Source organism: Cellulosimicrobium sp. Marseille-Q4280 (assembly GCF_943181405.1).
GTDB lineage: Bacteria > Actinomycetota > Actinomycetes > Actinomycetales > Cellulomonadaceae > Cellulosimicrobium.
This window is the reverse complement of record NZ_CALPBY010000005.1, coordinates 185,593-203,689: the sequence shown is the minus strand read 5'-3', so window position 1 is coordinate 203,689 and position 18,097 is coordinate 185,593. Positions and strand designations below refer to the sequence as shown.

The 18,097-nt window shown below is 74.9% G+C and carries 16 protein-coding genes; 6 read left to right on the top strand and 10 right to left on the bottom strand.

What is annotated here, in order from left to right:
- Positions 1–16: 16 nt before the first annotated feature.
- On the bottom strand, positions 17–1,006 hold the full coding sequence (locus NFS20_RS14220) for an isopenicillin N synthase family dioxygenase (protein ID WP_251152450.1): 990 nt from the start codon (positions 1,004–1,006) through the stop codon (positions 17–19).
- A 201-nt stretch (positions 1,007–1,207) separates the two neighbouring features.
- Here NFS20_RS14220 and NFS20_RS14215 point away from each other — a divergent pair, with 201 nt between their 5' ends.
- Both NFS20_RS14215 and NFS20_RS14210 read left to right on the top strand, forming a co-directional pair.
- Entirely contained in the window at positions 1,208–2,410 is a 1,203-nt protein-coding gene (locus NFS20_RS14215; RefSeq protein ID WP_251152449.1) for a hypothetical protein, read from the top strand.
- A gap of 68 nt (positions 2,411–2,478) precedes the next feature.
- Positions 2,479–3,879, top strand: coding sequence for an MFS transporter (locus tag NFS20_RS14210; RefSeq protein ID WP_251152448.1), 1,401 nt, complete (start codon positions 2,479–2,481; stop codon positions 3,877–3,879).
- A gap of 99 nt (positions 3,880–3,978) precedes the next feature.
- On the opposite strand, the gene NFS20_RS14205 is transcribed toward NFS20_RS14210, so the two are convergent.
- From NFS20_RS14205 to NFS20_RS14180, 6 genes are all read right to left on the bottom strand, one after another.
- Positions 3,979–4,929 carry a pentapeptide repeat-containing protein gene (locus NFS20_RS14205; RefSeq protein WP_251152447.1) on the bottom strand — a complete coding sequence of 317 codons (951 nt, stop codon included), beginning with the start codon at positions 4,927–4,929 and terminating at the stop codon, positions 3,979–3,981.
- Positions 4,930–5,091: 162 nt separating this feature from the next.
- Entirely contained in the window at positions 5,092–6,528 is a 1,437-nt protein-coding gene (locus NFS20_RS14200; protein ID WP_251152446.1) for a cellulase family glycosylhydrolase, read from the bottom strand.
- 217 nt (positions 6,529–6,745) lie between these two features.
- Positions 6,746–8,776 (bottom strand): acetate--CoA ligase, encoded by a 2,031-nt coding sequence (acs, locus tag NFS20_RS14195; protein ID WP_251152445.1) that lies wholly within the window; start codon positions 8,774–8,776, stop codon positions 6,746–6,748.
- A 209-nt stretch (positions 8,777–8,985) separates the two neighbouring features.
- Positions 8,986–9,825, bottom strand: a complete 840-nt coding sequence (locus tag NFS20_RS14190; protein ID WP_251152444.1) for a TrmH family RNA methyltransferase — start codon at positions 9,823–9,825, stop codon at positions 8,986–8,988.
- A gap of 2 nt (positions 9,826–9,827) precedes the next feature.
- Entirely contained in the window at positions 9,828–11,315 is a 1,488-nt protein-coding gene (locus NFS20_RS14185) for an NAD-dependent malic enzyme (protein WP_251152443.1), read from the bottom strand.
- Between the two features lie 338 nt (positions 11,316–11,653).
- A complete protein-coding gene (locus tag NFS20_RS14180; RefSeq protein WP_251152442.1) occupies positions 11,654–12,493 on the bottom strand; it encodes an HAD family hydrolase in 840 nt (279 codons plus the stop codon).
- A 205-nt stretch (positions 12,494–12,698) separates the two neighbouring features.
- On the opposite strand from NFS20_RS14180, the gene NFS20_RS14175 reads away from it, so the two are divergent.
- Genes NFS20_RS14175 through NFS20_RS14160 form a run of 4 tightly spaced genes read left to right on the top strand, consistent with a single transcriptional unit; the run spans position 12,699 to position 15,991 of the window.
- The gene (locus NFS20_RS14175; protein ID WP_251152441.1) at positions 12,699–13,424 is read left to right on the top strand and encodes a CpaE-like family protein; all 726 of its coding nucleotides are present in this window, start codon (positions 12,699–12,701) and stop codon (positions 13,422–13,424) included.
- Positions 13,421–14,650, top strand: a complete 1,230-nt coding sequence (locus tag NFS20_RS14170; RefSeq protein WP_251152440.1) for a TadA family conjugal transfer-associated ATPase — start codon at positions 13,421–13,423, stop codon at positions 14,648–14,650. Before NFS20_RS14175 ends, NFS20_RS14170 begins: the two co-directional genes overlap by 4 nt.
- Before the next feature lie 31 nt (positions 14,651–14,681).
- Positions 14,682–15,383, top strand: a complete 702-nt coding sequence (locus NFS20_RS14165; protein WP_251152439.1) for a type II secretion system F family protein — start codon at positions 14,682–14,684, stop codon at positions 15,381–15,383.
- Positions 15,380–15,991 (top strand): type II secretion system F family protein, encoded by a 612-nt coding sequence (locus NFS20_RS14160; RefSeq protein ID WP_251152438.1) that lies wholly within the window; start codon positions 15,380–15,382, stop codon positions 15,989–15,991. Before NFS20_RS14165 ends, NFS20_RS14160 begins: the two co-directional genes overlap by 4 nt.
- 8 nt (positions 15,992–15,999) lie before the next feature.
- Here the strand turns inward: NFS20_RS14160 and NFS20_RS14155 are convergent, their stop codons facing one another.
- Genes NFS20_RS14155 through NFS20_RS14145 form a run of 3 tightly spaced genes read right to left on the bottom strand, consistent with a single transcriptional unit; the run spans position 16,000 to position 18,031 of the window.
- Complete coding sequence (locus NFS20_RS14155; protein WP_251152437.1) at positions 16,000–17,274, bottom strand: RNA polymerase sigma factor; 1,275 nt, start codon at positions 17,272–17,274, stop codon at positions 16,000–16,002.
- A complete protein-coding gene (locus NFS20_RS14150) occupies positions 17,271–17,618 on the bottom strand; it encodes a YciI family protein (protein WP_251152436.1) in 348 nt (115 codons plus the stop codon). Before NFS20_RS14150 ends, NFS20_RS14155 begins: the two co-directional genes overlap by 4 nt.
- Positions 17,615–18,031 carry a YciI family protein gene (locus NFS20_RS14145; RefSeq protein ID WP_251152435.1) on the bottom strand — a complete coding sequence of 139 codons (417 nt, stop codon included), beginning with the start codon at positions 18,029–18,031 and terminating at the stop codon, positions 17,615–17,617. The genes NFS20_RS14150 and NFS20_RS14145 overlap by 4 nt, the downstream gene beginning before the upstream one ends.
- Positions 18,032–18,097: the final 66 nt, after the last annotated feature.

Genomic DNA, 18,097 nt, shown 5'->3' with positions numbered 1-18,097 from the left:
GCCGGCGCCCTGCATCTCAGCCCTTGCGGTAGTTCGCGCGCACCCGCTCCTGCAGGTAGTCGTGCGCGGTGATCGGCGGGTAGGTGCCGAGCGGCGTCTCGATGAGGACGTCGCGGTTCGCCTGCGCGAAGAACGGGATGGAGAAGCGCGACCCCGTGTAGTCACCCTCACCGGGGAGCTTCACGCGGTGGAAGTTGGAGAGCAGGCGGTCGTCGCTCCAGCGCATGAGCATGTCGCCGATGTTGCACGTGATCGCGTCGTCCGACGGCGTGACGGGCGTCCACTCCTGCGCGTCGGCGTCGCGGCCGGGGCACACCTGCAGCCCGCCCTGGCCGTCGCGCTGGAACAGCAGCGTGAGGCAGTCGAAGTCGGTGTGCGCGCCCGCGCGCCAGACGCCGGGACGGCCCTTCTGCTCCTCGGGGACGGGCAGGTAGTGGATGAGCCGCAGGGTCGACTGGTACTCGGCGGACTCCGGGTCGTGCGCGCGGGCGAAGAAGTCGCGGTCGAACCCGAGCTTCTCGGCGAAGCAGGACAGGACGCGCATGGCGAGGTCCCAGCACTGCGCCTCGAACCCGAGCACGAAGTCCTGGAAGCCCGCGAGCTCGGTGTCGTCCGGCCACAGGCCCTCCATGCGGGGGCGCGTGACCTGGAAGGACTCCTTCTGGTCCGGCGTGCCCACCGACGGGCGGGTCTGCGAGAGCTTCTCCCAGCCGGCGTTCGTCCCCGGCGCGAGCGGGTAGCGGGCCTTGGTGTCGTCGGGCAGCGAGAAGAACCGTGCGGACTCGGCGAACACGCGGTCCACCTGGTCCTGCGGGATGCCGTGGTTCACGAGCTGGAAGAAGCCGATCTCCGTCGCGGCGGTCCACAGCTCCTCGGTGATCTCGGCGCGCCGCGACTCGAAGTCGGACAGGTCGATGCGCGGGATGGTGCGGTCGGCGTTCTCGGTGCCGACGCCGCCCATCCTCGACTCCTTCTGCAGCTCGGCGAGTGCGTAGGTGTCGGTCATGGTGACTCCCTCTGGAGGTCCGGTCCCTGGCGGTGTCGCTGGACGGTGATGCCATGTAATCCAGCACGGCCTAGTGCCGTCAAGGGGCATCGCGGTATGCGATCGAGGTTTTACAGTCCCGAAACCAGATGGAGATTGCATGTCATCGTTCGGGCGCCAGAGTGAGCGTCGTCACGCCCCCGTCAGAGAGCGAGCGCCACCATGGTCACGCCCCGCACCGCCCGCACCGTTCCCCCACGTCGTTCCCGCACGCGCCTCGGCACGCTGCCGGTCGCCGTCGTCGGTCTCCTCGTCCTGTCCGCGTGCGGCGACGCCACCGAGCCGGGCTCCGCGGCCGACGCGTCCGGTACGGCCGCCGCGTCCGGCGACGGCGTCCTCGCCGGGACGTGCCCGGACGAGGTCGTCGTCCAGCTCCAGTGGCAGCCGCAGTCCGACCAGGGCGGCGTGTTCGGGCTGCTCGGCGACGGGTGGACGGTCGACGCCGAGCAGCACTCGGTCACCGGCCCGCTCGTCTCCGGCGGCGAGGACACCGGCGTGGCGCTCACGCTGCGCGCCGGCGGCCCGGCGATCGGGTTCCAGTCCGTGCCGTCGCAGATGTACGTCGACGACGCGATCACCGTGGGGCTCGTGCACGGCGACCAGCTCGTCGCGGCGGCGGCCGAGGCGCCCGTCGTCGGGGTCGCGCCGCTGCTCAAGCACAGCCCGGCGATCCTCATGTGGGACCCCGAGTCCCACCCGGAGCTCACCGGCATCGAGGACGTGCAGGCCTCGGGCGCCCCGGTGGTCGTCTCCGCGGACCAGATCTACCCCGCGTGGATGGTCGCGCACGACCTCCTCGACGCCGACCAGGTCGACACGAGCTACGACGGCAACCCTGCACGGTTCGTGGGCGACCCGACCGTCGTCCAGCAGGGCTTCGGCAACTCGGAGCCGTACACCTACGAGCACGAGACCCCGGCGTGGGCGAAGCCCGTCGGGTTCGCCTACGTCAAGGACGCCGGGTACGACGTGTACGCGTCCAACGTGTCCGTCCGCGCGGACCGGCTCGACGAGCTCGCGCCGTGCCTCGAGCTGCTCGTGCCGATGATCCAGCAGGCCAACGCCGACTACGCCGCCTCGCCGGACGCGGTGAACGAGATCATCGTGGGCGTCGTCGAGCAGGACGGCTCCTACTCGCCGTACTCCGCGGGCGAGGCTGCGTACAGCGCGGAGACGCTCGTCGACGAGGGTCTGCTCGCTCCGGAGGACGACGGGTCCGTCAGCACGTACGACATGGCGCGGGTCGACGCGTTCGTCGCGGACCTCGTCGAGGTGCTCGCCGGCGAGGGGAGCGACCTGGGCGACGTCGCGGCCGGGGACCTCTTCACGGACCGTTTCACCGACCACGACGTGACGGCGGGCTGACGACCGAGGTCGACCGGCGGCCCGGGCCGGTGCTCGCACCCGGGCCGCCCGGCACCTAGTGTCGCCACGTGACGACGAGCCCCGACATCGCCCGCACCCAGCGCCGGACGGTCGCGACCCTCGCCGCGAGCCAGGTGCTCGCCGGCGTCGGCGTCGCGACGGGGATCGCGGTGAGCTCGCTCATCGCGTCCGAGCTGTCCGGGTCCGATGCCGTGGCGGGCCTCACGCAGACCGCGGCCGTCGTGGGTGCGGCGGCCGTGGCGCTGCCCCTCGCGCGCCTGGCCGCGCGGCACGGCCGACGGCGCTCGCTCACCAGCGGCTTCGGGCTCGCCGCGGTCGGGGCCCTCGGGGCCGCGGTCGCGACGTGGCTCGGGTCGTGGCCTGCGCTCGTCGTCGCGATGGTCCTGTTCGGCGCGGGCTCCGCGGCGGGCCTCGCGTCGCGGTTCGCCGCGACCGACCTCGCGACGCCGGAGCGCCGGGCGACGGACCTGTCGGTCGTGGTGTGGGCGACGACGATCGGCTCGGTCCTCGGGCCGACGCTCGGCGGTCTCGCCGACCGTGTCGGCTCCGGCGCCGCCACGACCTCGGACCACGCGGGCCACACCGCCGCCGAGGTGGCGGGCGACGCCGGGCCGACCGCCGCGCCCTATCTCCTCGCGACCGTCGCGTTCGTCGCCGCAGCGCTCGTCGTGTGGGTGTGGTTGCGCCCGGACCCGCTGCACGTCGCCGCCGCGGCCCGTGCGCCGTCGGGCACGGTGCCGCCGACCGTGCCGCCGACCGTGCCGCCGGCCGTGGCAGCGGCGCCCGCGCCCGGGACAGCAGCAGGACCGGCGACGGGACGAGCCGCGGGCGGGATCCGGGCCGGGTGGGACGTGGTGCGGTCGTCGGGAGCGGCCCGGCTCGCGCTCGGAGCGGTGGTCGTGAGCCACCTCGTGATGGTCGGGCTCATGTCGATGACGCCCGTGCACATGAACCACGGCGGGGCGACGCTCCAGGTCGTCGGGCTCGTCATCAGCGCCCACATCGCCGGGATGTACGCGCTCAGCCCGGTGATCGGGTGGCTCGCGGACCGTGTCGGCCACGCGCGCGTCCTGGTGGTCGGCGGCGTGGTGCTGCTCGCGGCGGCCGTCGTCGTGGCGGGGGCGCCGAGCGACGACTCGGCGCGGCTGACCGTCGGGCTCGTGCTGCTGGGCATCGGGTGGTCGTGCGGTCTCGTCGCCGGATCGGCGCTGCTGGTGGACGCGACGCCCGCGTCGTCGCGCACGGCCGTGCAGGGCGTCTCCGACCTCTCGATGAACGCCGGGGGCGCCCTCGGCGGGCTCCTCGCGGGCGGGGTGATCGCGCTGTGGTCGTACTCGGCGCTCGCCTGGGGTGCGGCGGCGATCCTCGTGGCGTTCCTCGTCGTCGCCGTGCCCGCCGCGCTCAGGCTCGGCAGGGTGGAGCGGACCGGCGACGCGGGGCGACGCTGAGGCGCGACCCTTCGGCAGGACGTGCGGTGGTGGGCACCCGGTGCTCGCCGTCGTCGGCTCGCGCTGCTGATCCGCGCACCAGGTACCGGACGGTCGCGCTCAGGTCCAGTGCGACGGGTGGTCGAGCACAGCCGGGAGCCGGGTCGCGGGGTCGCCCTGCGCCGCGCCGACCTGGGCCGGGAGCACGAAGAGCGCGCGGGAGAGGTCGGCGCCACGGACGTCCGCGCCCCGCAGGTCCGCGCCCAGCAGGTCGACGGCGGCGAGGTCCGCCCCCCGCAGGTCGGCGCCGAGCAGCAGGGCGCCCCGCAGGTCGGCACCGGTGAGGTCGAGGCCTCGGAGCTGCGCGCCGACGAGGTCCGCTCCCGGTCGCAGCCGACGGCGCACGGTCGCCGCGGGACGTGACGTGCTCGGTGCGGCATGGGTGCCGGTGCCGGTGCCGGAAGGACGAGTTCGCGTGGCGGAGGGACGTTCGCGGGTGGCGGCGGGACGACGACCGGCGGCAGCACCACGCACCAGCGCGCTCGCCCGGTCGATCACCGGGCCGACCCGACGGCGTACCGCGTCGACGTCGAGCGCGAGCAGGTCTGCGGGGGCGAGGTCCGCGAGTGGCGAGGTCCCGTCGAGGGCCGTGCGGACGTCGTCGTGCACAGGGGCGGCGTCGGGGTGGGCGAGGACCTCGCTGAGGTACCAGAGGAGCTCGTGGACCTGGGTCACGACGGGGAGCGCGGCGAACGCGTCGCGCGCGGCCGCAGGGTCGTCGCGCCACGTCGCGCCGCCGTGCGCGGCGCGGACGACCGCCGTGACGCGCTGGCCCGCGCCGAGGCAGTCGTACGCCGTGCAGCCGGGGAACCCGGACGACCGGAGCCGGGCGTGGATGGCGCACCCGAAGTCCTCGCGGAGGTTGGGGCACGGCTCGCCGGCGGGCTTGTCGATCGCGAAGTCCGCCGAGCGCGTGAGCGTCAGCGCGACGCAGCACAGGCCCGTGCAGCGCGAGCAGTCGGTGCGCAGGTCGAGCTGCTCGAGCAGGAGGGCGCGGTCGGAGAGGGCCACCTCGTGAGGGTAGTCCGCGACGCCGTCGACCTCTGCGGGTCTCCCCGGTCGCTCGGCGCGAACGCCGACGGCATCTCCGCCGTCCAGCACGCCGAACCCCGGGTCGTGCGCCTCAGACGACGCTGATCGGCGCACGACCCGGGGCTCGGCAGGTCGAGCGCGTCAGCCCGAGGTGCAGGCGACCTCGGGGGCCGTGCTCGGCGCCGTGCCCGTGCCGATGAACCCGGCCGTGGCCGAGCCGCCCGCGGCGAGCGAGCCGTTCCACGCGGCGTTCGTCACCTGGACGCCGGCGGCGGTGGTGGTGTGCACGCCGCCCCAGAGCTGGGCCACGGTCACGCCGGCCGGGAGGGCGAACGTCGCGGTCCAGTCGTCGATCGCCTCGTCGCCGGCCGTCACGACGAGCTCGCCCTGCCAGCCGCCCGGCCACGAGCCCGCGACCCGCACCGTCGCGGTGCACACGTCGTCGGCCGGCGGGTCGGTCGGGTCGGTCGGATCCGTCGGGTCGGTCGGATCGGTCGGGTCGGTCGGGCCGTCGAACCAGGACGCCTCGACCGCCGTCTCCCGCAGGCCCTGCGGTCCGTCGATGATGCGTGTCCCCCACGCGCTCGGGGTCGCCGGGTCGAAGCCGAGGACCATGTCGAGGTACGGGTCGGTGTTGCCGCTCCAGGACCACGCGAGCCAGCCGAGGTCGAGCCGCGCGGCCTCGGCGAGGACGACGTCCTCGTCCACGTCGGACGACGTCTGCCTCCAGCCGAACTCGCCGACCATGATCGGCAGCCCGGCGTCCACGAAGTGCTCGAGGTAGCTCGTGACCGTCGCGGGGTCCGCGTACACGCCGTACATGTGGATGGAGAAGACCGTGTTGGCGTCTGGGTCGGCCGCGAACACGCCGGCCGCCTCCGCGCGCATGATGTTCGTCCAGTCCTGCCCCCAGTTCGGGGCGTCGACCACGATCGCGTGCTCGTACCCGATGGTGCGCAGGCGCTGGATCGCGTCGGACGTCTCCGGGGCCCACCGCTGGTTCACGGTCGCGTCGTTGCCGAACGGTTCGTTCCCGATGTTGACCATGACGAAGTCCTCGGTCCCGGCGAGCGTCGGGTACAGGTCCTCCCAGTAGTCGACGGCCTGGTCGAGCGTCCCGGCTGCCGGCGCGTACTGGTCGCCGTAGCCCGTCGTGTCGTGCACCTCGAGGATGCAGACGAGGCGGTTCTCCTCGCACAGGTCGACGACGTTCGCGACGTCCTCCGGGGTGTTGCGCGTCCACTGGTCGCCGCTGGACAGCACGACGCGAACCGAGTTCGCGCCCGCGGCCTTGATGTCGGCGAACGAGTCGGTCGTGTGCGTGTACCAGGTGTGCGCGTGGTTCACGCCGCGCAGCACGAGATCCGTGCCGTCGGCCTCGGCGATCCGGCCGTCGACCACGTGGATGCCGGGCGGCACGTCGGCCTCCGCGGCGGCGGCGGACCGCGCCGTCGCGGTCGCCACGGCCGCGGTCGTCGCGAGCAGAGCGGCGGTGGTCAGGGCCGCCACGACCGGGGCGAGCCGACCTGACCCCGGCGGGCGGGGGGCGGCGTCTGGCAGGGGAGCGGAGCGGCTCATCGGACGTCCTCGTCTCTGTCGGCGACGCACGCCCGGGTCGGCGTGCCCCGACATCGTGGGCCGACCGACCGGCGTCGGGCGCGGACTGAACCGATTAGGCGAGACCGGGACCCGTGGGACCACGCGGTGAGCACGACACCCACCCGCTGCCGAGCACGACCTGAGGGTCGCCATCCAGCGGATGACGACCCTCATGTCGTGCTCGGCGCGAGGCCGGTCAGTCCTCCGACGACTGCGGCTTCTGCAGACCCGTCGTGATGAGGTCCATGACGGAGGAGTCCGCGAGCGTCGTGGCGTCACCGACGGCCCGGTTCTCCGCGACGTCGCGCAGGAGGCGCCGCATGATCTTGCCCGAGCGCGTCTTCGGCAGCTCGGCGACGACGAGGATCCTCTTGGGCTTCGCGATCGGGCCGATCTCCTTGGCCACGTGGTTGCGCAGCTCGGCCTGCACCGCCGCGGCTCCCTCCTCGTCGGCGGCCCGCTCCGCGTGCTCGCCGCGCAGGATGACGAACGCGACGACGGCCTGGCCGGTCAGGTCGTCGGACGCGCCCACGACGGCGGCCTCGGCGACGAGGTCGTTCGACACGAGCGCCGACTCGATCTCCGTGGTCGACAGGCGGTGGCCGGAGACGTTCATGACGTCGTCGACGCGGCCGAGGAGCCAGATGTCGCCGTCCTCGTCCTTCTTCGCGCCGTCACCGGCGAAGTAGATGCCGGGGAACCGCGACCAGTAGGTGTCCTTGAAGCGCTCGAGGTCGCCCCAGATGCCGCGCAGCATCGACGGCCACGGCTCGGAGACGACGAGGTACCCGCCGCCACCGTTCGGGACCTCGTGCGCCTCGTCGTCGACGACGGTCGCGGAGATCCCGGGGAGGGGCACCTGCGCGGAGCCGGGCTTCGCGGCCGTGACGCCGGGGAGCGGCGAGATCATGATCGCGCCGGTCTCGGTCTGCCACCACGTGTCGACGATGGGGGTGCGGTCGCCGCCGATCACGCGGCGGTACCACATCCACGCCTCGGGGTTGATGGGCTCGCCGACCGACCCGAGCACGCGCAGGGACGACAGGTCGAACTTCGCGGGGATCTTCGCGCCCCACTTCATGCACGCGCGGATCGCGGTGGGCGCGGTGTAGAGGATCGACACGCCGTACTTCTCGACGAGCTCCCACCAGCGGCCCTGGTGCGGGGTGTCGGGCGTGCCCTCGTAGATGACCTGGGTCGCGCCGTTGAGCAGCGGCCCGTAGACGACGTACGAGTGGCCGGTGACCCAGCCGACGTCGGCGGTGCACCAGTAGACGTCGGTCTCGGGCTTGAGGTCGAAGACGTTCTTGTGCGTGAACGCCGTCTGCGTGAGGTACCCGCCGGTCGTGTGGAGGATGCCCTTGGGCTTCCCCGTGGTGCCGGACGTGTAGAGGATGAACAGCGGGTGCTCGGCCTCGACCCACACGGGCTCGTGCGTCGTGTCGGCTGACTCGAGCGCGTCGTGCCACCAGACGTCGCGGCCCTCGGTCCACGCGGTGTCCTGGCCGGTGCGGCGCACGACGAGCACGTGCTGCACGGTCGTGGCGGGAGCGCCCTCCTTGGGAGCGAGCGCGTCGTCGACCGCCGGCTTGAGCGCCGACGCGGACCCGCGGCGGTAGCCGCCGTCGGCCGTGACGACGAGCGTCGCCTCGGCGTCGGCGATGCGGCTGCGCAGCGCGTCGGCGGAGAACCCGCCGAACACGACGGAGTGCGGGGCTCCGATGCGCGCGCACGCGAGCATCGCGACGACGGCCTCGACGATCATCGGCAGGTAGATGACGACCCTGTCGCCGGTCGTCACGCCGAGCGCCGCGAGCGCGTTGGCTGCGCGCGACACCTCGCGCTGGAGCTCGGCGTACGTGACCGTGCGCGTGTCGCCCGGCTCGCCCTCGAAGTGGAGCGCGACGCGGTCGCCCAGGCCGGCCTCGACGTGGCGGTCGACCGCGTTGTACGCGGCGTTGAGCGTGCCGTCGGCGAACCACCGCGCGACGGGGGCCTGGGACCAGTCGAGGGTCTCGGTGAACGGCGTGCGCCACGCGACGAGGTCTCTCGCCTGCTCCGCCCAGAACGCGAGCCGGTCGGCAGCGGCCTCCTCGTAGATCCCGGGCTGCGCGTTCGCCTGCGCGGCGAGCTCAGGGCTCGGCGCGAAGCTCCGGGTCTCGTGGAGAAGGTTCTCCAGGCTGGGTGTGGCGGCCGCTGCTGCGGCGTCGGACTCGTTCTCTGGCACGCTGACCTCCGGTGCGCATCGACTCTGGTGCGGCGCGTTGCGCGGGCTGCCGGGGTGCGGCGGCGGGCGCGCGGCGGCCGGGCGCCCGCCGCGACGGGCCCCGACCCTGGGGAGTCTAGACCCGTCCCCGTGAGCACGGTCACACGTGACCGCTATTTGGCGGGGACGCTCGCAAATCCGCGGCGACGTGCGCGAAGGCGCTCGGGGCGTCAGCGCGCGCGGCGCTGGCGCACGGCCTCGTACAGCACGACCGTCGTGGCGCTCGCGGCGTTCAGCGAGCTCGCCGAGCCACCCATGGGGATGCTCACCATGACGTCGCACGCCTCGCGCCAGCCCGCGCTGAGCCCGGTCGTCTCGTTCCCGGTGAGCAGCAGGGTCGGGCCGGTGAGGTCGTGCTCGGCGAGCTCGACGTCGCCGTCCTCGTCGGTGCCGACGAGCGTGAGCGGGTTTCCCGCGGCGCGCTGCGCGGCGACCCAGTCGAGCACCTCCCGCCCGGACGGCACGCGGACGGTGGGCACGGAGAACAGCGACCCGGTGCTGGCGCGCAGCGCACGGGGGTCGTACGGGTCCGCGGCGTGGCCCGCGACGACCAGACCTCTCCCGCCGAACGCGTCGAGCGAGCGTGCCACGGTCCCGACGTTGCCGGGGCTGCTCGGGCGGTCGAGCACGACGCCGAGGAAGGCCGTGCCCGGCGTGCCGTCCGTGCCCGCCGCGCCGACGGCGATCCGTGCGAGGTCGTCCGGCGGCATCTCGACGACGGCGAGCAGCTCCGGCGCGTCGTCCTCCTTGCCGCCGAGCTCGCGCATCAGCGGGGTCGACACCGCGTAGGTGTGCGCGCGGACCCGGTCGAGCATCGCGTGCGCCCACGTCGACAGCGACCGGTCGGCGTCGACGAGCCACGTGCGGACCGTCCACCCGGACTCGACGGCGACGGTGATCGGGCGCACGCCCTGGACGACCAGCTCGCCGGCGCGGTGCCGCTTGGTCCGGTTGCTCAGCAGCGCCTCCCACTGCTGGAACGCGGCGTTGCGGGTCGTGACGCGCTGCATGCTCAGGCCTCCGTGGCGGGGGTCGGGGCCGTGGTGGCGGACGGGCCGGGGGAAGGGGCGACGCGCGGGACGCCGCCGGTCAGGGCCGCCGGCTCGCTGTCGTCCCCCTCCCGCGCCGCCCGCTCCACGGCGGCGGCGACCAGGCTGGTCACCTCGGGGTTGAAGACGCTCGGGATGATGTACGTCGGGTTGAGCTGGTCCTCGTGGATCGCCGACGCGAGCGCGCGCGCCGCGGCGAGCAGCATGCGGTCGGTGATGACGTGCGACTGCGCGTCGAGCAACCCGCGGAAGACGCCGGGGAACGCGAGGACGTTGTTGATCTGGTTCGCGAAGTCCGACCGGCCGGTGCCGACGATCGCGGCGTGCTTCGCCGCCTCGACCGGGTCGACCTCGGGGCGGGGGTTCGCCATCGCGAAGACGATCGAGTCCGGGGCCATGCGCGCGACGTCGTCGCCCGTCAGGATGTCGGGCGCGGAGACGCCTACGAACACGTCGGCGTCGACGACCGCGTCCTTGAGGGTGCCCGTGACGCCGCGCGGGTTGGTGCTCACCGCGGTCCACGCGAGCGACGGCGAGAGCCCGGGGCGGCCCGGGTGGACGACGCCCTCCACGTCGGCGACCACGACGTCGTGCGCTCCCGCCGCGAGGAGCAGCTTGAGCACCGCGGTGCCCGCCGCGCCCGCGCCCGACAGCACGATCCGCACGTCGGACAGGTTCTTGCCCACGACCTTGAGGGCGTTCGTCAGTGCCGCGAGCGCCACGATCGCCGTGCCGTGCTGGTCGTCGTGGAACACCGGGATGTCCAGCTCGGCGCGGAGCCGCGCCTCGATCTCGAAGCAGCGCGGCGCCGAGATGTCCTCGAGGTTGATGCCCGCGAACACCGGGGCGATGGCCTTGACGGTCCGCACGATCTCGTCGACGTCGGTCGTGTCGAGCGCGATGGGGAACGCGTCGATGTCCGCGAACCGCTTGAACAGCGCAGCCTTGCCCTCCATGACCGGCAGCGACGCGAGGGGGCCGATGTCGCCGAGGCCGAGGACCGCCGATCCGTCGGTGACGACCGCGACGGTGTTGCGCTTGATCGTGAGGCGGCGCGCGTCGTCGGGATTGGCCGCGATGGCCTCGCACACGCGCGCGACCCCCGGCGTGTAGATCATCGACAGGTCGTCGCGGTTGCGGATCGGCACCTTGGACTCGATCTTCAGCTTGCCGCCGAGGTGCAGCAGGAACGTGCGGTCCGAGACCCGTTCCACGACGACGCCCGGCAGACCCCGCAGGGCAGCCACGATCTCGCCCGCGTGCTCCTCGCCGCGGGTCGCCACGGTGACGTCGACGGTGATGCGCTCGTGCCCGGACGCCGTGACGTCGAGCGCCGAGACGATGCCGCCCGTGTGCTCGATCGCCGTCGTCAGCTCGCTCACGGCCGTGGGTCGCGCCTCGACCTGCAGGCGGACGGTGATGGAGGAGGACACGCTCGGCGCAGAGGTCATGAGCACCAGTATCGGCCCAGGACCGAGGCGCCGGCGGGCGGCCGGCACGTACGGACACGACGACGGCGCCCTCTCGGGCGCCGTCCCGCCAGCATCTCGGTGGCTATCAAGGCGTGCTCGGTTCGTAGCCGCTGCAACGGCTTCGGGGGGCCGTCGTGGCCGTCCCGCCCGGTCAGCGAGTCCTCCGCGTGGACTACCTGCGCGTGGGTACCTCCGCGATGCTGTTGTCCCTCCATGAGAGCCCCGCCACGGCCGGTCCGCAAGCCCGTGGGCAGACCCTCACAGCGTGTTCTACCCGTGTTCGAGCCCGCCTCGCGAGGTTGGTCCGGGACGTCCGGTCAGGCCTCCGTCGCGCGCCCGTGGCGGCGCCGGCGGCGCACCGCCCGCCACACGACCCAGCCCACGACGGCGAGCGTGACGAGGCCCGCGGCGGCGAGCGCCGGCGTCGTGGGCGCGAGGTGGGAGCGCAGCGCGACGGGCTTGGTGAACGCGAGGACGCCCCAGCCGTGCTCCGCGGCGAGACGACGCAGCGCCCTGTCGGGGTTCACCACGGACGCGTGGCCGACCTCCGCCAGCATGGGCGCGTCGGTGACCGAGTCGGAGTAGGCGTAGCTCGCGCCGAGGTCGTAGCCCTCACGCTCGGCGAGCTCGCGGATCGCGGCGGCCTTGTTCTCGCCGTAGGCGTAGAAGTCGATCCCGCCTGTGTAGCGGCCCTCCTCGATCGCCATGCGCGACGAGATGGCGTGGTCGGCGCCGAGCACCGCCGCGATGGGTTCGACCACCTCGCTCCCCGACGCCGACACGACGACGACGTCGTGGCCGTGCGCGTGGTGGGAGTCGATGAGCTCGACCGCCTCCGCGTAGACGACCGGGTCGATGTGCTCGTGCAGGGTCTCCTCGACGATGCGCGAGACGGTCGCGACGTCCCAGCCCGTCACGAGGCTCGACAGGTGGGCGCGCATCCGCTCGGTCTGGTCGGCGTCGGCGCCGCCCACCATGAACAGGAAGTGCGCGTACGCGCTGCGCAGCACGTCGGCACGGTTGATCAGGCCTCCCGCGAAGAAGGGTCGGGAGAACGCCGCGGCCGACGACGTCGCGATGATCGTCTTGTCCAGGTCGAAGAACGCGGCGACGCGACCGTCGGTGCGCGGTGGCGAGTGGTCCGTCGGCGAGTTCACGCGGTGAGCCTAGCGGCGCAGCGTGGCCGTCCACAGGCCCGGCGTGCCGGGGTGCCGTCCACAGGGCGTGCCGGGCCGGTCGCGCGACCGCTCCGCGAGGACCCAGGGTGTGCGGAACGGGACCGCTCGGGGAGCAGGTGCCGGGAGACAGGTCGGTGGGCACAGGCAGGGCGGGCAGGGCGGGCGGACGCGGGACGGAGGGCACGTGGGCAGCACGGGTGCGGTGGTGGGGGTCGCCGCGGCGCGGGGAGGGGCAGGAGCCAGCGTCGCCGCGGCCGCCCTCGCGCGCGCCGCGGTCCGACGCCGCGCGCCCGCGTGCCTCGTCGACCTCGCCGGTGCGGGTGCCGGGCTCGACGTCCTGCTCGGCGTCGAGGACGAGCCGGGCGTGCGCTGGCCCGACCTGGGCGACGCGCGAGGCCGCCTCGACGGCGTCGACCTGCTCGGCAGGCTGCCCCGCTGGTCCGACGTGGCGGTGGTCAGCGCGACGACCGAGGGCGGTCCCGTGCCCGAGAGCGTGGTGGACGTCGTCGCGGCGCTGGCCGAGGACGTCGTGCCGCGCGGCGGGCTCGTCGTGCTCGACGTCGGGCGTGCGACCCTCTGGCGGCCCGTCGGCGAGCTGCTCGCCGCGTGCGACGAGGTGCTCGTCGTGACGCCGCTCGACGTCCCCGCCGTCGGCGGAGCGGTCGCCCTCGGCGCACACCTCGCGGGTCGTCCGGCCGCGCTCGTCGTGCGGCACCCCGCGCCCGGACGGCTGTCCGTGGCGGAGGTCGCGCACGCGGTCGGCCTCGACGTCGCCGCGAGCGTCCGGTGGGACCGCCGGGTCGCGGGAGCGGTCGAGCGGGGCCACGGGCCGTGCCCCCCGGGCGGTCCCGTCGAGCGCGCGGGCCGGGTGCTCGCAGCGCGCTACCTCGAGCCGGGGAGGCGGGCATGACGTCCACGACCGCGGGCCTGCTCGACGGCGTGCGGGACCGGCTCGCGCGCGCAGGGCGGGAGCCCGGCGACGACAGCGCGGGGCACGACGGCACCGGGCACGACGGCACCGGGCACGACGATGCACGTCGTGTCGACGCCCGGCTCGCCGACGCGCTCCGGGCCTCGGGCCGGGTGATCGGCTCCACGGCTCTGCGCGAGCTCACCCGCGCCGCGCGGGCGGAGCTCTACGGGGCCGGGCCGCTGCAGCACCTGCTCGAGGAGACCGGTGTCACCGACGTCCTGGTCAACGGACCGGACGACGTGTGGGTCGACCGGGGCTCCGGGCTCGAGCGCGTGCCGGTCTCGCTCGGTGGTCCGGACGACGTGCGCGCCCTCGCCGCCCGGCTCGCGGCGGCCGGAGGCGGGCGGCTCGACGACGCGAGCCCGGTCGTGGACGCGCGCCTTCCCGACGGGACCCGCCTGCACGCCGTGGTCGCGCCCGTGTGCGCCGCGGGTGCGGTCATCTCGCTGCGCGTGCTCCGGCCGAGCGGGTTCGGCCTGGCCGAGCTCGTCGCGCACGGGACGGTCCCTCCCACGTGGGAGCCGCTGCTGCGGGTGCTCGTCGCGCGGCGCGCCTCGATGCTCGTCTCCGGCGGCACGGGCACCGGCAAGACGACGCTGCTGGCGGCCCTGCTCGCGCTCGTCCCGCACGACGAGCGCGTCGTGTGCGTCGAGGAGGCCCGGGAGCTCGTGCCCGACCACCCGCACGTCGTGCCGCTCACCGCGCGCCGCCCGAACGTCGAGGGCGCGGGCGGCGTCGAGCTCGCGGACCTCGTCCGCGCCGCGCTGCGCATGCGGCCCGACCGGATCGTGCTCGGCGAGTGCCGGGGAGCCGAGGTCCGTGAGGTCCTCATGGCGCTGAACACGGGCCACGAGGGCGGGCTCGCGACCCTCCACGCCAACGACGTCGGGGTGATCCCCGCGCGGCTGGAGGCGCTCGCGGCGCTCGCCGGGATGGACCGCGTCGCGGTGGCGGCGCAGGCGGCGAGCGGCCTCGACGTCGTGCTGCACCTGCGGCGTGGCGGGGTCGAGGTCGCGCGGCGACGGTTCCTCGCCCAGGTCGGGCTCGTCCGCCGGGACGACCGGACCGGTCTGGTCGTCGACCTCGCCGCGTCGTGGGACGGCAGCGGTGATCCCCGGCCGGGTCCGGCGTGGGGCGAGCTGGTGCGCCGGTGGTCGGCATGAGCGTGCGTGGCACGAACGTGGGGAGCGTGGCGTGACGGCCGTCGTGGGCGTGCTCGTCGCGTTCGCCGTGTGGTGCGTCGTCGACCCGGGCGGGCGTCGTGCGTCGGTGGCGGTGCGAGGCGGCCTCGCGCCCGGCACGCTCGCGGGTGGGGCGCGAGCGGTCGGCGGGCGCTCGGGCGGGGCGGACCGCCGTGGTCGGCGACGGGGAAGTCGTCGGGACGACCCGGCGGAGGCGGACGCCGTGCGCCTCGTCGTGACCCAGGTCGGTGCGCTGCTGCGTGCGGGCCAGCCGCCCGGGGCGGCCTGGGAGCGCACGACCGGCGTACGGGTCGACGCGACCGGGACACCGCGCGCGACGGACCTCGCCGCGCACGTGGGCGGCGACGCCACGGCCCGGGCGGTGGTGGCCGCGTGCCGCGTCGCGGGCGACGTGGGGGCGCCGCTCGCCACCGTGCTGGACGAGGTGGCCGCGTCGATCGCCGCCGAGGCCGAGTCGCGCGCCGCGCGGGAGGCGGCTCTCGCCGGACCTCGGGCGACGACGCGCGTGCTGCTCTGGCTGCCCGCCGTGGGCGTCCTCCTCGGCTACGTGCTCGGTGCGGACCCGGTCGCCACCGCGCTCGACGGAGGCGTCGGGACGGGCGCCCTGCTCCTCGGCGTCCTGCTGCTCGCCGTCGGTCGCGCATGGTCCGCGCGGCTGGTCGACCGGGCGCGCGTCGCGGGAGAGGAGCCGTGAGCGGGCTCGCGCTGGTCGTCGCCGGCTGCGTCCTCGTCGCGTCGTCGCCGTGGTGGCTCGCCCGGTCCGCGGCCGAGCGCAGGGTCGTCGGGCTCGGCGCGGCGTCGCGCGGGATCGCGCGGAACGGCGCGGTCCGGCGTGCGGCCGACCGCGCTGCCGGACGCCCCGCGAGGGAGACGCCGATCGAGACCGGTGTGATCCTCGAGCTCCTCGCCGCGGCGGTGCGAGCGGGGGCGTCGGTGCCGCGGGCCCTCGACGCCGTGGGTGCCGCGGTCGGCGGGCCCGACGGCGCGTGCCTGCGCCGGGCGAGCGCCGCGCTCGTGCTCGGGTCGGCCTGGGACGGCGCGTGGGACGACGTCCCCCGACGCCTCGACGTGGTGCGCCGTGCCCTGCGGCCGTCCTGGGTGCACGGCGCGGGACCGGTCGGCTCGCTGCGGGCGGCGGGGGACGCGCTGCGGCAGGACCGTGCGGCGGCCGCGCGGAGCGCCGCGGCCCGGCTCGGCGTCCACCTCGTCCTGCCGCTCGGCGCGTGCTTCCTGCCGGCGTTCGTCCTCGTGGGCCTGCTGCCCGTGCTGCTCTCGCTCGGTTCGGGTCTCCTCGGCGGCTGAACCACGGCTCACCCGCCGGCGACCTCCCGGCGACGGCGCTCGAGGTGCGCGCGCTCGACGTCGTTGGCGCACCGCTCGATGGCGAGCTCCAGCGCGGCGACCGCGGCGTCGGCCTGCCCGGAGCGCGCGAGGAGCTCGCCGCGCACGGCCAGGAGCCGGTGGTGGTGAGGCAGGGCGGCGTCGAGCCCGTCGAGCAGGGCGAGCCCGGCCTCCGGACCCGAGGACTCGGCGACCGCGACGGCGCGCGCGAGGCGGACGACGGGCGAGCCGGTGTGGTCCTCGAGAGCGGCGTAGAGGGTCGCGATCGCGGCCCAGTCGGTGTCGCCCGCGGTGCGTGCGACGGCGTGCTCCGCGGCGACCCGCGCCTGGAGGAGGTAGTCCTGCGCGAGCCCGGCAGCGTCGTCGGGCACGGAGGAGAGGACCTCGAGCCCGACGACGATCTCGTCGGCGTGCCACCGCGAACGGTCCTGGTCCGCGAGCAGGACCAGGGCGCCGTCGGGGCCGGTCCTCGCGTCGCGACGCGCATGCTGCAGCACGAGGAGCGCGAGGAGGGCGCGGACGACGGGGCGGCCCGGGAGCAGCTCGTCGAGGAGACGGACCAGGCGGATCGCCTCGCCCGCGAGCTCGACGCGGACCAGGTCGGGCCCCGTCCCGGGCGCGTAGCCGGCGGTGAAGACGAGGTAGAGCACCGTCGCGACGACGTCGAGCCGTTCGTCGAGGTGCTCGGGCGCAGGCACCGCGAACGGGATGCCCGACGCCGCGAGGCGCTTCTTGGCCCGCGTGATGCGCGCCGCCATGGTCGCCTCGGGCACGAGGAACAGCCGCGCGATGTCGGGTACCCCGAGACCGGCGACGAACCGGAGCGTGAGCGCCGCGCGGGCCTCGGGGGCCAGCGCGGGGTGGGAGCACGCGAAGACGAGCCGCAGACGTTCGTCGGGGACGTGCGCGCCCTCGTCGCGGTCGTCGCCAGGATCGGGTGATCCGGGCCGACCACGCTCCTCGACGACCATCAGGGGTTCCTTCCGGAGGGCGACCGCCTCCGCCCGGAGACGGTCCAGGACCCGCCGGCCGGCAGCGGTGCGCAGCCAGCCGGCGGGGTTGGCGGGGACGCCGTCCGCCGGCCAGGTCCGGGCGGCCGCCGCGAACGCGTCGGCGAGCGCGTCCTCGGCGAGGTCCGGTCGGCGGTAGCGGGCCACGAGGGCACCGAGGAGCCGTGCCCAGTGCTCGCGCCAGGCAGCGGCGAGCGCGTCGTCGGCGGTGTGCCCAGTCTCCTCGGGGCTCACAGGTCGTCGACGTCCACCACGGGGCGGACCTCGACCGTGTAGGGCGGCAGGAGGGCGACGGCGTCCACCACGGCGTCGAGGTCGGGCAGGTCGACCAGGTAGAAGCCGCCGAGGTGCTCCACGGTCTCCGCGAAGGGGCCCTCGGTCACCGTGACGCGCTGGTCGGCACGGCGCAGGGTCGTGGCGGCGGCGACGGGGGTTAGCGCCTCGGCGGCCACGATCGTCCCCCGCGCGCGCACCGCGGCGGCGAAGTCGTCGTGGCGCCGGAGGTACTCGTCGCGGTGCGCGTCACGCATCCGTGCCCAGACCTGCTCGTCCTCGTACAGCAGCACCATGAACCTCATGCGCCGACCTCGGCCACGTCGGCGCTCGCGTCGTGCCCGGCCGCGTGCTCCTCCTCGGACACCACGGGGCGGACCTCGAACGTCTCGGGGCTGCCCGCGAACGCGGTCGCGAGGACGCGCACGAGGCCGTCGAGGTCCGCGGTCTGGACGACGTAGTACCCACCGACCTGCTCGGCGAGCTCGGCGAACGGTCCGTCGGTGACGAGCGCCTGGTCCGGCGTGGCGCCGGGCCGCACGACCCGCGCGGTGAACGTCTTGCGCAGCTCGCCGCCACCCGTGACCTCGTGGCCACCGGCCGCGGAGAGGCGGGCGAACTCGTCGTGCCGTGCGTAGGTGGCTGCGCGGAGCTCGGGTGAGGGGTCCACCCACGCGCTCTCGTCGTCGTGGATGAGGATGACGTACTCGGTGCTCATGGTCGTCTCCTGACGTCGTGCCGCCGTCCGGTCGGCCCGGACGAAGGACCTCGGTCGAGGTCTCGT

Bases quoted from the DNA above. Each gene is read 5' to 3' on its own strand.
- NFS20_RS14185 (WP_251152443.1), bottom strand. From the start codon at position 11,315: ATGACCTCTGCGCCGAGCGTGTCCTCCTCCATCACCGTCCGCCTGCAG.
- NFS20_RS14145 (WP_251152435.1), bottom strand. From the start codon at position 18,031: ATGAGCACCGAGTACGTCATCCTCATCCACGACGACGAGAGCGCGTGG.
- NFS20_RS14150 (WP_251152436.1), bottom strand. From the start codon at position 17,618: ATGAGGTTCATGGTGCTGCTGTACGAGGACGAGCAGGTCTGGGCACGG.
- NFS20_RS14190 (WP_251152444.1), bottom strand. From the start codon at position 9,825: ATGCAGCGCGTCACGACCCGCAACGCCGCGTTCCAGCAGTGGGAGGCG.
- NFS20_RS14200 (WP_251152446.1), bottom strand. From the start codon at position 6,528: ATGAGCCGCTCCGCTCCCCTGCCAGACGCCGCCCCCCGCCCGCCGGGG.
- NFS20_RS14170 (WP_251152440.1), top strand. From the start codon at position 13,421: ATGACGTCCACGACCGCGGGCCTGCTCGACGGCGTGCGGGACCGGCTC.
- NFS20_RS14215 (WP_251152449.1), top strand. From the start codon at position 1,208: ATGGTCACGCCCCGCACCGCCCGCACCGTTCCCCCACGTCGTTCCCGC.
- NFS20_RS14220 (WP_251152450.1), bottom strand. From the start codon at position 1,006: ATGACCGACACCTACGCACTCGCCGAGCTGCAGAAGGAGTCGAGGATG.